The sequence below is a fragment of the Paraburkholderia sp. BCC1886 genome (assembly GCF_900996245.1).
Lineage (GTDB): Bacteria > Pseudomonadota > Gammaproteobacteria > Burkholderiales > Burkholderiaceae > Paraburkholderia.
Genome location: NZ_CAAJGK010000063.1, coordinates 241,957 through 256,678 on the forward strand (window position 1 = coordinate 241,957; position 14,722 = coordinate 256,678).

The window sequence follows — 14,722 nt, forward strand, 5'->3', positions numbered from 1 at the left end:
GTTTCCCAATGCTATTTTTTCGCGGCGTACCCGAGGTGGTGACTAATTACGACCCTTGAAAAAAACCGCGCTCGACGAGCGCGGTTGTACTTACGCTGCCAGCACTTCGACGATCTTGCGCTGGAACGCTTTGCCTTCGCTATCGAACAGATGACAATGCTCGGGCGTCGCGCCGAGCTTCTGCATCTCGCCTTTCGCATGTCGCTCGAGCGGCGGAATCCGCGCGATCAGGCCATCGGGCGCCACGCCGGATTCGGCATACAGATACGCGGCATCGCCGAGCGATTCGAGCGCCATGGTGCGCGCCGAGATGCCGTCGTCGGTCGTGCCCACATGCAGATGCTCGGGGCGGATTCCGACCGTCACCTTGTCGCCCTGCTTCACTTTGCCCGGCTCCACCGCGACGCGTTGCGTCTCGCCGGTTTCGTAGCGCACGGTCACGCCGTCGTGCGTGACCGACTGCACCACGCCCTCCATGAAATTCATTTTCGGCGAGCCGATAAAGCCGGCGACGAACCGGTTGGCCGGCGCGTGATACAGCATGGTCGGGCTGCCCACCTGTTCGAGATTGCCCGCCGACAGCACGACGATCTTGTCCGCCAGCGTCATCGCCTCGACCTGATCGTGCGTCACGTAGATCATCGTGGTCTTCAACTCGTCGTGCAGACGCGCAAATTCGAGCCGCATTTTCACGCGCAGCGCGGCGTCGAGATTCGACAACGGTTCGTCGAACAGAAACACTTTCGGCTTACGCGTGATCGCGCGTCCGATCGCCACCCGTTGACGCTGACCGCCGGACAGCTGCTTCGGCTTACGATCCAGCAGATGATCGATATGCAGAATCTTCGCGGCGTTTCGCACCGCGGCGTCGATCTCCGGCTTCTTCGTGCCCGCGAGTTTCAGACCAAACGCCATGTTGTCGTACAGCGTCATGTGCGGATACAACGCGTACGACTGGAACACCATCGCAATGCCGCGCTTGGCGGGCGGCACTTCGTTCATCCGCGTGCCGTCGATGGCGAGCTCGCCGCCCGAGATCTCCTCGAGGCCCGCGATCATTCGCATCAGCGTGGATTTACCGCAACCGCTAGGTCCGACGAACACGACGAACTCGCCATCCGCGATGTCGAGGTTGATGTCGCGCATGACGTCGGTGTCGTCGTAGGCCTTTCTGATGTTACGCAGCGTTACGCTTGCCATGATGTGTCTCCGTGTCTTGCTCTTGCAGCGTTGATTCGTGTCTTTGAAAGGGCGATGCTCAAGGCGCGGGCGCCGTGGCGCTCAGCGTCCATTGCGCGACCAGTTCCGGGAGTTGCTGCATGTCGTCGAACACGTGGCGCGCGCCGGCCGCATGCAGCTTGTCGATCTGCGCGTCGCTTGCATGACCGCCGCCGATAAAACCGAGCACCGTCATGCCCGCCGCGGTGGCCGCGGTCACGCCGGTCACGCTGTCCTCGACCACGAGGCACGCGGACGGCGCAAGCCCCAGTCCTTTCGCCGCAGCCAGATACACGTCGGGCGCGGGCTTCGGATTCGCGACGGCATCCGCGCAAAAAAGCCGCTCGCCGAAGTACTTGACGAGTCCCGTGCGCGCCAGCACGTTCTCGACATACGGGCGGAAGCTGTTGCTGGCGCAACCTTTGATGAGCGGCACCTGAGCCAGCGCGGCCGCAATGCCGTCCACCGCCGGCGCCTGCATGGCCGCGGCTTCCACTGCGCGGCGAATCGATTCGACATCCGCCGCGCTCAAGGTATAGCCAAGTTGCGAGGCAGTGCCTTCCAGCACCTTCTCGATGCGCAGGCCGAGCAGCGGCAGCACCACCGGCTCGACATCGGCGCCCGGCCAGCGGGCTTCGAGTTCGTGCACCAGCATGTGGGCGGCGACCGCTTCACTGTCGATCAGCACGCCGTCGCAATCGCAGATCAGTGCGTAGTTGCTGGCGATCGTGGCGACTGTCATTTGACCGCTCCGAAGGTCAGGCCACGCACAAGTTGCTTCTGCGACAGCCAGCCGACGATCAGGATAGGCGCGACCGCAAGCAGCGACGCCGCCGACAGCTTGGCCCAGAAGAGCCCTTCAGGGCTCGAGTAAGAAGCGATGAACACGGTCAGCGGAGCGGCGTTCGAACTCGACAGGTTGATGCTCCAGAACGCTTCGTTCCACGACAGGATGACGAGCAGCAGCGCGGTGGAGGCGAGCCCCGGCAACGACATCGGCATCAGCAGATAGACGATTTCCTGCCACGTCGCCGCGCCGTCGATCCGGCCGGCTTCCAGAATGTCGCGCGGAATCTCGGCGAAGTACGTGAAGGACATCCACACGGCAATCGGCAGATTGATCAGCGTGTACACGATCACCAGACCCGACACGGTATCGAGCAGGCCGCTGTTTTTCCACAGCAGGTAGATCGGCACCAGCACGCCGACCGACGGCATCATCTTGGTCGACAGCATCCACAACAGAACTTTCTGCGTGCGGCGCGTCGGAAAGAAAGCCATCGCATAGGCCGCCGGCACCGCGAGGAGCAGACACAGCACGGTGACGCCCAGCGAGATCAGCACCGAATTCCACGCGAACGAAAAGTAATTACTTCGTGCGAAGACTTCGCGAAAACTGTCGAGGGTCGGCGTGAAAAACAGCGATGACGAATACGCCTGCTGCTCGGTCTTGAACGCGGTGATGGTCATCCAGAAGATCGGGAAGAACAGCAGCAGCGCGACGAGCCAGGCGATCACGCCGGGAATACCGCGTTTGATGACAGCGAACGGCGACTTGGCCGGCACCGTCATGGGCGTCGCGGGCGACGCCGGAGTGGAGGCAACGTGACTCATTTTTCGTACTCCCCTTTCAGGTTCTTCGCGAGCATCCGCACGAGGAAGAACGACACGATGTTGGCCAGCACGACCGCGAGAATGCCGCCCGCCGAGGCCAGACCGACGTCGAATTGTTGCAGACCCAACGAGTAGATCAGGTACGACAGATTGGTGGTCGCGGTGCCCGGACCGCCGCCCGTGGTCGTATAGATTTCAGCGAAGATCGACAGCAGGAAAATCGTTTCCATCATCACCACTACTGCGATCGCCCGTTTCAGGTGAGGCAGCGTGATGTAGAAGAACATCGAGAACGGACCCGCGCCATCGATTCGCGCGGCTTCCTTCTGCTCCTGATCGAGCGACTGGATCGCCGTGAACAGAATCAGGAACGCGAACGGCAACCACTGCCACGCGACGATCATGATCACCGCGAACAACGGATATTCGGCGAACCAGTCGATCGGCTGCATGCCCATCGCGCGCATGCCTTGCGCGATCAGCCCATACACCGGATGCAGGATCATGTTCTTCCAGATCAGCGCGCTTACCGTCGGCATCACGAAGAACGGCGCGATCGCCAGCAGGCGCGCGATACCCTGACCATAGAACTTGCGGTCGAACAGGATCGCCATCAACACGCCGCCGACCACGGTGATGACCAGCACCGAGATAATCAGTTCGAGCGTGTGGCCGATCGAAGGACCGAACGACGGGTCAGTGGCGAGGTACTTGTAGTTGTCGAGACCCGCGAAACCTTTGACATCCGGATTCAGCAGGTTGTAGCGCGAGAACGAAAACCAGATCGTCATCGCAAGCGGAATCGCCATCCACAGCACCAGTACGGCGACGGAGGGCGACACCAGCCAGCGGGCGGAATTGGCCTTACGGACTTCGCGTTCTTTTTCGGTCTGGGGTTGGGCATGCATGAGGGGCAGGCGCAGAGGACGCATGGTTGACCACCTGTTCGGTAAAGCGCGGGCGCGGCGCGTGGACGGATCGTGCGGCCCGCTGTGCTGCGTGAGCCGGCTGACGGACGTCAGCCGGCGCGTGCCACCTGGATCGGGTGGCCGATGAGACGTTGCTACTTGCTGCGCGTTACGTCTGCTGCTTACTTCTGATAGCCGGCCTGTTTCACCGCGCGGTCAGCCGTAGCCTGACCCGCTGCCAGCGCCTGATCGACCGTCATCTGACCGGCAATCGCACCGGAGATGCTCTGACCCACCACCGTACCGAACGACTGGAACTCGGGAATGCCCACGAACTGCACGCCCGTGTACGGCACCGGCTTCAACGTCGGGTGATCCGGATCGGCGGATTCGATCGCCTTCAGCACGAAGTCGCCGAACGGAGCAGCCTGCTTGTACTCGGGGCGCGCATACGTCGATTGACGCGTGCCCGGCGGCACCGACGCCCAGCCTTCGTCCTTCGCAACCGCTTCGATGTATTCCTTCGAGGTGGCCCACGCGATGAACTTCTTCGCCGAGTCAGCCTGCTTCGACGACTTCGGAATTGCCAGCGCCCACGCCCACAACCAGTGCGAGCCCTTCGGCGTGACGGCAGTCGGCGCGGCGGCGAAGCCCACCTTGTCGGCGATCTGCGATTGCTGCTTGTTGTAGAGCATGCCGGCCGCGACCGTCGCATCGATCCACATCGCGCACTTGCCCGACGACATCAGCGTCAGGTTTTCGTTGAAGCCATTCGAGCTGGCGCCCGGCGGCCCGTATTTCTTCAACATGTCGACGTAGAAATTGATCGCCTTCTTCCATTCCGGCGAGGTCAGTTGCGCGTTCCACTTCTCGTCGAACCAGCGGCCGCCGAAGGTGTTCACCACCGTCGTCGCGTACGCCATGTTTTCGCCCCAACCCGCCTTGCCGCGCAGGCAGATACCGTAGGTGCCGTTGGCTTTGTCGGTCAGCTTCTCGGCGAATTGCGCGATCTGGTCGTAAGTCGGCTGATCGGGCATCTTCAGCCCCTTGGCGGCGAACAGGTCCTTGCGGTAATACGTCATCGAGCTCTCGACGTAGAACGGCAGCGCATACAGCTGACCGCCGTTCGACAGGCCGTCGCGCGCCGTCTTCACGACGTCGTTCAGATCGTAATCGGCGGGCAGGTTGGTGAGCGGCGTGAGCCAGCCGCGCTTGCCCCATTGCGGCGTTTCATAGGCGCCGATCGTCATCACGTCGAACTGGCCGCTGCCGGTGGTGATATCGGTCGTGGCCCGCTGACGCAGCACGTTTTCTTCGAGGATCACCCAGTTCAGCTTGATGTCGGGATTCGCTTTCTCGAACGCGGGCGAGAGTTTCTTCAACTCGATCATGTCCGGATTGTTCAAGGTTGCGATGGTCACCGTGGCAGCGGACGCATGCAGCGCAAAGCAGGCGACGGCGCCGGCGCTAGCCGCTTTCAACGCGGTTTTGAGGACTGGCTTCATGTGTTGTCTCCTTTCTCGTTCGTTTATATGGTGCTGCGTTTTTTCCCACCGACGTCATCGTATAGGCGATGGGCCGGGTCAACTCATCCAGTTACCGCCGTCGACGTTGAGGGTTTGCGCCGTAATGTAGTCGGCATCCGCCGACGCCAGAAACAGTGCCGCGCCGGTCAGGTCCTCCGGCACACCCATGCGGCCGAGCGGCACCGCTTCACCCACCAGACGCTTCTTCTCGCCGAGCGGCCGGTTTTCGTAACGCGCGAACAGCGCGTCGACGTCCTGCCACATCGGCGTGTCGACGACACCCGGTGCGATTCCGTTCACGTTGATCTTGTGTGGCGCGAGCGCCAGTGCGGCCGATTGCGTGTAGCTCAGCACCGCCGCCTTGGTCGCGCAGTAGTGCGACACCAGCGCTTCGCCGCGTCGTCCCGCTTGCGAGGACATATTGATGATCTTGCCGCCGTGGCCCTGCTCGACCATCTTCTGCGCCACGGCCTGCATCAGGAAGAACATGCCCTTCACGTTGACGGCGAAGAGGCGGTCGAACACATCCCAGGATTCGTCGAGGATCGGGCGCATATCGAACAGCGCCGCGTTGTTGAAAAGAATATCGACGCGCTCGAAGCGCGCGAGCGTCTCGGCGACGATGCGCTCGATGTCCTCGCGACGTGTGACGTCGGCGCGTACCGTCAACACGCGATCGGCGTAGTCGGCCTGCAGCGCGTGAGCGAACGAATCGGCGGATTTCACATCGACCAGCACGCAGCGCGCGCCTTCGTCCAGATAGCGTCGGGCGACCGCTTCACCGATACCGCTGGCTGCGCCCGTCAGAATGGCAACCTTGTCTTGCAATCGTGCAGACACTGCTCGTCTCCGGTTCGTTTTGCTTCTCGAGTCGCGGTGAGCGAACGCTCATTGCGCGATCAATTGCTCTGTTTGTGGTCGAATGATCGGATACGCGGCGGGTCGTGTCAAGGCGCTCTGGAAGATTTCGATGGTGCAGCGCGACAGCTCATAGGCCCAGCCTACAAGGCTTCGGGTCAACCCTGGTGTCGGGCAGGACTCAGGTCGAGGTCACTTTTTGCGTAAGTCGTCGCCAAATTTTCTTGATACGTTATATCATTTTGGCCTCGCGGATAACCGGGCCGCGCAGAGGGGACGAGGTGCGGCCGCACGTCGCGCTCACGCTTTCGTGAATCACGACCTTCCACGATTACTTTCAGACAGCAGGACACCACGATGAAACAATTCGGCTCGATGTTGAACGGCGCGCTCGGGGCGCTGACGTTGTCACTGACACTCGCAACCGGCGCATTCGCAGCGGACACGAAGATTCCGGTCGTGGCAGCGGAGAACTTCTACGGCGACGTCGTGCAGCAACTCGGCGGCGACCGCGTCGCGGTCACGAGCATTCTCAACAACCCGGACCAGGATCCGCATCTGTTCGAAGCCAGCCCGAAGACCGCGCGCGCCTTGCAGCACGCGAGCCTTGTGGTCTATAACGGCGCCGATTACGATCCGTGGATGGCAAAATTGCTGGCTGCGTCGAAGGGTTCGCAGCGTGTCACGATTGTCGCGGCCGACCTCGTCGGCAAGAAAGGCGGCGATAATCCGCACCTCTGGTACGACCCGGCGACGATGCCCAAAGTCGCGCACGCCGTGAGTGCGGCGCTCGTCGCGGCTGACCCGGCGCACAAGTCGGCGTACGATGCGAACCTCGCGAAGTTTCTCGATTCGCTGAGGCCCATCGACGCGAAGGTCGCCGAGTTGCACGGCCGCTATGCGGGCGTGCCGGTCACGGCGACCGAACCGGTGTTCGGCTATATGTCGGACGCGGTGGGCCTGTCGATGCGCAATCTGCCGTTCCAGATGGCCACGATGAACGACACCGAAGCCAGCGCGGCCGACATCGCCGCATTCGAACGGGATCTGCGCGACAAGCGCGTGCGTGTTCTGATTTATAACAGCCAGGCAACCGAGGCCCTGACCCAACGCATGTTGAAGATCGCGCAGCAATCGCAGGTGCCGACCATGAGCGTCACCGAGACCGAACCGGCCGGCAGGACGTATCAGACCTGGATGCTGTCGCAACTCGACGCGCTCGCCACGGCGCTCGCCGCGGGCGCAGCGAAAGGCGCGAACGGCACGAGCAAGGCAGCCGGCTTCCAAGGAAAAACACCATGACCGTGACTGGCCCCCGCGCGCCGGCAAGTGACGTCCCGCTGTCATCCGGCCGCGTCTCCAGCCATGCGCCCGTGCTCGAACTCGAGCACGTGGCGCTCGAACTCGGCGAGCGCACGATTCTGCGCGACGCGAGTCTGGTGGTGAATCAGGGTGAATTCATCGGCGTGCTGGGACCGAATGGCGCGGGCAAGACGACGCTGATGCGCGCCGTCCTCGGCCTCGTGCCGGCGGCAAGCGGTGCGATCCGCGTGCTGGGACAACCGGTCGAACGCGGCAACGCGTCGATCGGCTACATGCCGCAAACGCGCAGCGCGCTGGCCGGCCGGCGCGTGCGCGGGCGCGACTTCGTCGCGATGGCGGCCGATGGCCACCGCTGGGGTTTGCCGCATGCCGATCGCAGCACGCGCGCGGATGTCGAGCGCGTGCTCGATCTGGTCGATGGCCGCAAGCTGGCCGAGCGGCCCTTGTCGGAGTTGTCGGGCGGCGAGCGGCAACGTCTGCTACTCGCGCAATGTCTGCTCGGCAACCCGAAGCTGCTGCTGCTCGACGAACCGCTGATCAGTCTCGATCCGCATCATCAAACCAGCGTCGTCGAACTCGTGCGGCGCGTCCAGCAGGAACTCGGCATCGCCGTGCTGTTTTCCGCGCATGAACTCAACCCGCTGCTGAACTCGCTGGACCGCGTGCTGTATCTCGGCAGCGGCGTGGCCGCGCTCGGCACCGTCGACGAAGTGATTACGCGGCCGGTGCTGTCGCGCCTGTACGGCTCGCCGATCGACGTGATGCGCGTGAACGGCCGCATCTTCGTGATGTCAGGCGACGTCGAAGTCGAGAAGCACGATCACGAGCACGAACACGACGAAACCGGCGGTCATGCGCATGCTCACCCGCACGGACATTCCCACGGGCATGCGCACGGCCACGCCCATCAGCACGACTCACGCGACGGACACACGCAAGATGTTTGAATACGATTTCATGGTCAACGCGTTCGCGGCGTCGGGGATCGTCGCGGTGCTGGCGGGTGTGGTCGGCTATTTTCTGGTGATGCGCGGACAGACCTTCGCGGGCCACGCGCTCTCGCACGTCGGCTTCACCGGCGCGACGGGCGCGGTGCTGATCGGCATCTCGCCGATCTGGGGGATGATCGGCTTCACGCTGGCGGCCGGCATCGGCATGGGCGCGCTCGGCGAGCGGCTGGCCGGACGCGACGTGGCGATCGGCATGATCCTGTCGTTGTCGCTCGGCTTCGGTCTGCTGTTCCTGCACTTCTTCACCGCGTACGCGACGCAGGTCACGGCGCTCCTGTTCGGCAACGTGCTCGGCGTGAATGCGGCGACGCTCGGCGTGCTCGCCGCGTTGGGCGTGGTCAGTCTGCTGGCGCTGGCCGCGATCATGCGGCCGCTGCTGTTCGCTTCGTTGCAACCGGAACTGGCCGAGGCCAAGGGTGTGTCGTTGCGGCGGGTGTCGGTGCTGTTCCTGGCGATTGCCGCGTTGGCCGTGGCGGCCTGCACGCAGATCGTCGGCGTGCTGCTGGTGTTCACGCTGATGGTCGGTCCGGCGGCGGCGGCGCAGAACGTCACGACGCGTTTGTCGACCGGACTCGTGCTGGCCGCGTTGTTCGCGCTGGTGCAGGCATGGGTCGGCCTGACGCTCGCTTTCTATACCGACTGGCCGACGAGCTTCTGGATTACCGTGCTCTCGGCGCTGGTGTATGGCGGGAGTCTGTTGCGGCGGCGTTGAGCCTGCCGCCGGGCAAAAGCGGCGGCACACGGCATCGTGCGCCACCGCACTCCTCATTCAGCCGAGCAACACCTTTGCGTGATGCGCGAGGTGATCTTCGATGAAAGTCGAGATGAAGTAATACCCGTGGTCGTACCCGGCATGACGCCGCAAGCTCAGCGGCTGGCCGGCCGCTTCACACGCCGCCTCGAACACGTCCGGGTTCAGTTGTCCGGCGAGGAACTGATCCGCCAGTCCCTGATCGACCAGGATCCCCGCTTCGAACTTGCGTGACGCGTGGCCGACCAGTTCGCTCGCGTCGTACTGTTTCCACGTTTCCCGATCGTCGCCCAGATAGCCGCCGAACGCCTTCTCGCCCCAAGGGCAACGCGACGGCGCGGCGATCGGCGCGAACGCCGACACCGAACGATAGATCTCCGGATTGCGCAGCGCCAGCATCAACGCGCCATGACCGCCCATCGAATGCCCGAAGATGCCGAGCCGCGCACCGTCCACCGGCAGATTCGCGAGCACCGTTTCGCGTAGCTCGTCGCGCACGTACGAGTACATCCGGTAGTGCGTTGCCCACGGCTGCTGGGTCGCGTCGACGTAAAAACCCGCGCCCACGCCGAAGTCCCACGCCGCGCTTTCGCCCGGCACGCCCGCACCGCGCGGACTCGTGTCCGGCGCGATCAGCGCGATGCCGTGTTGCGCGGCGAAGCGCTGCGCGCCCGCCTTGACTGGAAACGTTTCTTCCGTGCAGGTGAGACCCGCGAGATAGAACAACGCGGGCACGTTCGCGTTGGCCGCGAGTGCCTGCGGCGGCAGATACACCGAAAAACGCATCGGCAGACCGATGGTCTGCGAAGCATGCTGATAGATGCGCTGCTCGCCACCATGGCAGGCATGCGACGACAGTAGTTCAAGCATCGCGCGGCTCCCTGGTCGACGACATCAGTACAACACCACCGAGCGGATCGACTCGCCATTCTTCATCAGATCGAAGCCTTCGTTGATGCGCTCCAGCGGCAAACGGTGCGTAATCAGATCGTCGATGTTGATCTTGCCTTCCATGTACCAGTCGACGATTTTCGGCACGTCGGTGCGACCGCGCGCGCCGCCGAACGCCGAGCCTTTCCACTCGCGGCCCGTCACCAGCTGGAACGGACGCGTGCTGATTTCCTCGCCCGCCGCCGCCACGCCGATGATGAACGACTGGCCCCAGCCTTTGTGCGTGCATTCGAGCGCCTGACGCATCACCTTGGTGTTGCCGATACATTCGAACGAGTAGTCCGCGCCGCCGTCGGTGAGTTGCACGATGTGGTCGACCACGTTCTCGACTTCGGTCGGATTGATGAAGTGCGTCATACCGAACTTCTTCGCGAGTTCGACGCGCCCCGGGTTGATATCGACACCGATGATCTTGTCAGCGCCCACCATCTTCGCGCCTTGAATCACATTCAGGCCGATGCCGCCGAGACCGAACACCACGACGTTCGCGCCTGCTTCGACCTTCGCCGAATACACGACCGCGCCGACACCCGTCGTCACGCCGCAACCGATGTAGCAGATCTTGTCGAACGGCGCGTCTTCACGCACTTTGGCCACCGCGATTTCCGGCACGACGATGTGGTTCGAAAACGTGGACGTGCCCATGTAGTGAAACAGGGGCTTGCCGTCCAGCGAGAAACGCGAGGTCGCGTCGGGCATCAGGCCCTTGCCCTGGGTGGAACGGATTGCCTGGCACAGGTTGGTCTTGCGCGACAGGCAGAACTTGCATTGACGGCATTCCGGCGTGTAGAGCGGAATGACGTGATCACCCTTCTTGAGCGTGCCGACGCCGGGACCCGTATCGACGATCACGCCCGCGCCTTCATGGCCGAGAATCGCCGGGAAAATGCCTTCCGGGTCGGCACCCGACAGGGTGTAGTAGTCGGTATGGCAGATGCCGGTCGCCTTCACTTCGATCAGGACTTCACCGGCGCGCGGGCCTTCGAGGTCGACTTCTTCGATCGTCAACGGGGCGCCGGCTTTCCAGGCGATGGCTGCTTTGGTCTTCATGATGAATGCTCCTTCCTGTGAGTCGGTGATGCGGGTCGCGTCGCGTTACGTTGCAGTGCGTTACGCCGGATGCGAGATAACGCGGCGCGTCAGTGTAAGGCCGCGCCTCGCGGTTTGGCGAAGGTCGCCTGGGGCAGTATTTTGCGCTCATCAGCTTGCCTTCAAAAAAACAAAGCGTACTAGCGCTGTGCGTCACGATCTTGCCGGTCGATGACATCGAACCAATCTTCGACGCGGCCGTAGAGATCGAGAAAACGGGCATAACGGTCGGCCAGCGCGGTGTCGTTGCGCGGACTCGCCACGCGTGTCGCGCCCGGCGCCAGCGCGGCGAGATCGCCCGCGTGCCAGTGTCCGCTCGCCAGACCGCCGAGAATCGCGGCGCCGCGCGGCGCCGCGTTCGGGCAATCGACGGCGTGCAGTTCGACGTTCAATGCGTCCGCCAGCAACTGCCGCCAGCGTGCATCGACCGAACCGCCGCCCGCGAGCTTGAGGCTCGTCACCGGAGCGCCGCTCGCGCGAATCGCGTCGAGTCCGGCACGCAGCGAGAATGCGACGCCTTCGAACGCGGCGCGCATCATCGCGCCGCGCGTATGGTCGAGCGCCAGGCCGAGCCAGCCGCCTCGCGCGGCGGGGTTGAGCCACGGCGTGCGTTCGCCGGTGAGGTACGGCAGGAACGTGGGGCCGGCGTCGAGGTTGACTTCGTCGAATGCTTCGCGATACGCATCGGCCCATTCGTAGGCCAGCCAGCCGCGCACCCGTTCGAGCGCGATACCGACGTTCTGCATGGCCGCCATGCGATACCAGTGATCGCTCACGGCGCGGTAGCAATGCAAACCTCTTGCAGTGGCCGGGCGCCCGGCCGACAGCACGACGATCTGGCCGCCGGTGCCAGTGGTGAGCAACGCATCGCCGTCGCGTTCGAGTCCGCTGCCGAGCGCGGCACAGGGCGTATCCGCGCCGCCGACCGCCAGCAGGATGCCGGCGGGCAAGCCCAACGCATCCGCCGCGTGCTTCGACAGCGCGCCGCCCGCTGCATAAGACGGCGCCAACGGCGCGAACCACTCGCGCGGAACGGCGAGTCGCGCGAGCAGCGCGTCGTCCCATACGCCTGCGGGATCGGCGAGCGCGGTGGCGCAGGCGTCGGATGGATCGGTGACGATCGCGCCGCCGAGTGCCACACGTAGCCAGTCTTTAGGTTGCAGCGCCCAACGCGTGTGGCGCACGGTCTCTGGTTCGTTGCCGACGATCCAGCGCAGCAACGGTCCGGCCATGCCCGGCGCAACCGGATTCGCTTGCGGGTCGGGCCACGCATCGAGCAGCGACAACGCGCGTGTGTCCGGCCACAGCATCGCCGGGCGCACTGCATTCCCTTCTGCATCGATCAGCACGACGCCATGCATCTGCCCGGAAAAACCGATGGCCCGTACGCCGCGCCGCGCCTCTACCGGCAAACGCGCCGCCGCTTCGCCGAGCGCGCGCCACCAGGTTTGCACCGAGGTCTCGGCCCATCCCGCGTGCGGTGTTTCGAGTGCGTAAGCGGCGCTCGCCACGGCCTGCTCGCGCCCGTCTTCGTCGATGATCGCGACTTTGAGCGAGCCGGTGCCGAGGTCGATGCCAAGAAAACTCATGGGCGAGGGAGCGTCGATAGAAACATGGGAGACAAGACCGGATCGCGGGTTAACCCCGCCACGACTCGAGCCGCACGAAAACAGGACTATGCGGCGAACGAGATACACCTCATCGATTCTCACACATATCCCGGCGAGCCGGAATCGAGACGCTCACGGCCGCGCGTCGCCACTGCAAAGGGAACGGCGCGCAGCCGGCGCGAATCGATGCGGTGCGAAGCTTCGATTTGCCTTTCAAAAGCCGGTACCGCATATCGTCACCGGGAATGCCGGAATAGGCTGCAGCGGTCTTGTTGTGCCTTTTCGTCCCCGATACCTTTGATGCACCCTAAAAACGAGATGGTGGAGACAGAGATATGCAATCGAACACGGTTCACCCGTGCGACGAGCGACTACCCGCAGGGCAGTTGCTCACTCTCGGCATTCAGCACGTTCTGGTGATGTACGCGGGCGCCGTTGCGGTCCCGCTGATCGTCGGCGCGGCGCTCAAGCTGCCGAAAGACCAGATCGCCTTCCTGATCAGCGCCGATCTCTTTTCCTGCGGCATCGCCACCCTCATCCAGACACTCGGCTTGTGGATCTTCGGCATCCGTCTGCCGGTGATCATGGGCTGCACGTTCGCCGCCGTCGGGCCGATGGTCGCGATCGGCACCAATCCGTCGCTGGGCATTCTCGACATCTTCGGCTCGACGATCGCCGCGGGCGTCGTCGGCATCATTCTCGCGCCGGCGGTCGGCAAGCTGTTGCGGTTCTTCCCGCCGGTGGTGATCGGCGTGGTGATCTCGGTGATCGGCCTCTCGCTGATGGAAGTGGGCATCAACTGGGCGGCCGGCGGCGTCGGCAATCCGGACTACGGCAACCCGGTCTATCTCGGTCTCTCGCTCGCCGTGCTGATGCTGATCCTGCTCATCAACAAATTCGCCAAAGGTTTTCTCGCCAACATCTCCGTGCTGCTGGGCATCGTCGCGGGCTTCGTGGTGGCGCTCGCACTCGGCCGCGTCAACATGGACGGCGTGACGCACGCGCCGTGGGTGGGCTTCGTGATGCCGTTCCACTTCGGCCTGCCGCACTTCGATCCGCTGTCGATCGCGACGATGGTCACCGTGATGTTTGTCACCTTCATCGAATCGACCGGGATGTTTCTCGCCGTCGGCGACATGGTGGACCGGCCGGTCGATCAGAAGACCCTCGTACGCGGCCTGCGTGTCGATGGACTCGGCACGCTGATCGGCGGCATCTTCAACTCGTTTCCGCATACCTCGTTTTCGCAGAACGTCGGGCTGATCGGCGTGACGGGCGTGAAGAGCCGCTTTGTCTGCGCGATGGGCGGGGTGATCCTGGTGCTGCTCGGCCTGTTTCCGAAGATGGCGCAAGTGGTCGCCTCGGTGCCGGCGTTCGTGCTCGGCGGCGCGGGCATCGTGATGTTCGGCATGGTCGCGGCGAACGGCATCAAGGTGCTGTCCAAGGTCGACTTCGTGAAGAATCACCACAACCTGTTCATCGTCGCGGTCAGCATTGGTCTGGGCCTGGTGCCGGTGGTGTCGCCGCAGTTCTTCGCGAAGCTGCCGCCGGCGCTTTCGCCGCTGCTGCATAGCGGGATTCTGCTGGCGTCGGTGTCGGCGGTCGTGCTGAATCTGATCTTCAACGGTGTGAAGAGCGAGAAAAAGGCGCAGTGCGATATTCATAAAACCGGCCGCGATTTCGACGGGCGCGGCGGTGCGGAACAGGCCAAGCGCGACGAAATGCTGCGTGCGGTGGATCTACACTGAGCTTGAGGTCTTAGCACGGCGCGGTGGCAACTTTAAGGCCGCTCGCCATAAAAAAACGCCACGGCATGCCGTGGCGTTTCTGCTTCTGCGTTCGATGCAGTTCGATGCAGTTCGGT

At 63.6% G+C, this 14,722-nt stretch carries 13 protein-coding genes; 4 read left to right on the forward strand and 9 right to left on the reverse strand.

Translation table 11 applies throughout. The features are described from left to right. Window positions 1–90: 90 nt before the first annotated feature. The 6 genes from FQ746_RS23305 to FQ746_RS23330 all read right to left on the reverse strand — a co-directional run bounded on the left by FQ746_RS23305 (window position 91) and on the right by FQ746_RS23330 (window position 6,106). Window positions 91–1,200, reverse strand: coding sequence for an ABC transporter ATP-binding protein (locus tag FQ746_RS23305; protein WP_144111987.1), 1,110 nt, complete (start codon window positions 1,198–1,200; stop codon window positions 91–93). 58 nt (window positions 1,201–1,258) lie between these two features. Continuing rightward, window positions 1,259–1,960, reverse strand: a complete 702-nt coding sequence (locus FQ746_RS23310) for an HAD family hydrolase (protein ID WP_144111988.1) — start codon at window positions 1,958–1,960, stop codon at window positions 1,259–1,261. After that, window positions 1,957–2,790: a carbohydrate ABC transporter permease gene (locus tag FQ746_RS23315; protein WP_409932422.1), complete on the reverse strand. Its 834-nt coding sequence runs from the start codon at window positions 2,788–2,790 to the stop codon at window positions 1,957–1,959. Before FQ746_RS23315 ends, FQ746_RS23310 begins: the two co-directional genes overlap by 4 nt. Window positions 2,791–2,828: 38 nt before the next feature. Continuing rightward, window positions 2,829–3,764 (reverse strand): carbohydrate ABC transporter permease, encoded by a 936-nt coding sequence (locus FQ746_RS23320; RefSeq protein WP_144111990.1) that lies wholly within the window; start codon window positions 3,762–3,764, stop codon window positions 2,829–2,831. A gap of 158 nt (window positions 3,765–3,922) precedes the next feature. After that, window positions 3,923–5,245 (reverse strand): ABC transporter substrate-binding protein, encoded by a 1,323-nt coding sequence (locus FQ746_RS23325; RefSeq protein WP_144111991.1) that lies wholly within the window; start codon window positions 5,243–5,245, stop codon window positions 3,923–3,925. Between the two features lie 78 nt (window positions 5,246–5,323). Next, complete coding sequence (locus FQ746_RS23330) at window positions 5,324–6,106, reverse strand: L-iditol 2-dehydrogenase (RefSeq protein WP_144111992.1); 783 nt, start codon at window positions 6,104–6,106, stop codon at window positions 5,324–5,326. Window positions 6,107–6,481: 375 nt separating this feature from the next. Here FQ746_RS23330 and FQ746_RS23335 point away from each other — a divergent pair, with 375 nt between their 5' ends. Genes FQ746_RS23335 through FQ746_RS23345 form a run of 3 tightly spaced genes read left to right on the forward strand, consistent with a single transcriptional unit; the run spans window position 6,482 to window position 9,169 of the window. After that, entirely contained in the window at window positions 6,482–7,426 is a 945-nt protein-coding gene (locus FQ746_RS23335) for a metal ABC transporter solute-binding protein (RefSeq protein ID WP_144111993.1), read from the forward strand. Beyond that, window positions 7,423–8,394 carry an ABC transporter ATP-binding protein gene (locus FQ746_RS23340; RefSeq protein ID WP_186310817.1) on the forward strand — a complete coding sequence of 324 codons (972 nt, stop codon included), beginning with the start codon at window positions 7,423–7,425 and terminating at the stop codon, window positions 8,392–8,394. The genes FQ746_RS23335 and FQ746_RS23340 overlap by 4 nt, the downstream gene beginning before the upstream one ends. Beyond that, window positions 8,387–9,169: a metal ABC transporter permease gene (locus FQ746_RS23345; protein WP_144111994.1), complete on the forward strand. Its 783-nt coding sequence runs from the start codon at window positions 8,387–8,389 to the stop codon at window positions 9,167–9,169. Before FQ746_RS23340 ends, FQ746_RS23345 begins: the two co-directional genes overlap by 8 nt. A gap of 57 nt (window positions 9,170–9,226) precedes the next feature. Here the strand turns inward: FQ746_RS23345 and fghA are convergent, their stop codons facing one another. The 3 genes from fghA to FQ746_RS23360 all read right to left on the reverse strand — a co-directional run bounded on the left by fghA (window position 9,227) and on the right by FQ746_RS23360 (window position 12,837). Beyond that, on the reverse strand, window positions 9,227–10,078 hold the full coding sequence (gene fghA, locus FQ746_RS23350) for an S-formylglutathione hydrolase (protein ID WP_144111995.1): 852 nt from the start codon (window positions 10,076–10,078) through the stop codon (window positions 9,227–9,229). A gap of 24 nt (window positions 10,079–10,102) precedes the next feature. Further along, window positions 10,103–11,209 (reverse strand): S-(hydroxymethyl)glutathione dehydrogenase/class III alcohol dehydrogenase, encoded by a 1,107-nt coding sequence (locus FQ746_RS23355; RefSeq protein ID WP_144111996.1) that lies wholly within the window; start codon window positions 11,207–11,209, stop codon window positions 10,103–10,105. Window positions 11,210–11,388: 179 nt separating this feature from the next. Further along, window positions 11,389–12,837 carry a xylulokinase gene (locus tag FQ746_RS23360; RefSeq protein WP_144111997.1) on the reverse strand — a complete coding sequence of 483 codons (1,449 nt, stop codon included), beginning with the start codon at window positions 12,835–12,837 and terminating at the stop codon, window positions 11,389–11,391. 356 nt (window positions 12,838–13,193) lie between these two features. On the opposite strand from FQ746_RS23360, the gene FQ746_RS23370 reads away from it, so the two are divergent. Next, window positions 13,194–14,606 carry a nucleobase:cation symporter-2 family protein gene (locus tag FQ746_RS23370; RefSeq protein ID WP_144111998.1) on the forward strand — a complete coding sequence of 471 codons (1,413 nt, stop codon included), beginning with the start codon at window positions 13,194–13,196 and terminating at the stop codon, window positions 14,604–14,606. Window positions 14,607–14,722 lie beyond the last annotated feature (116 nt).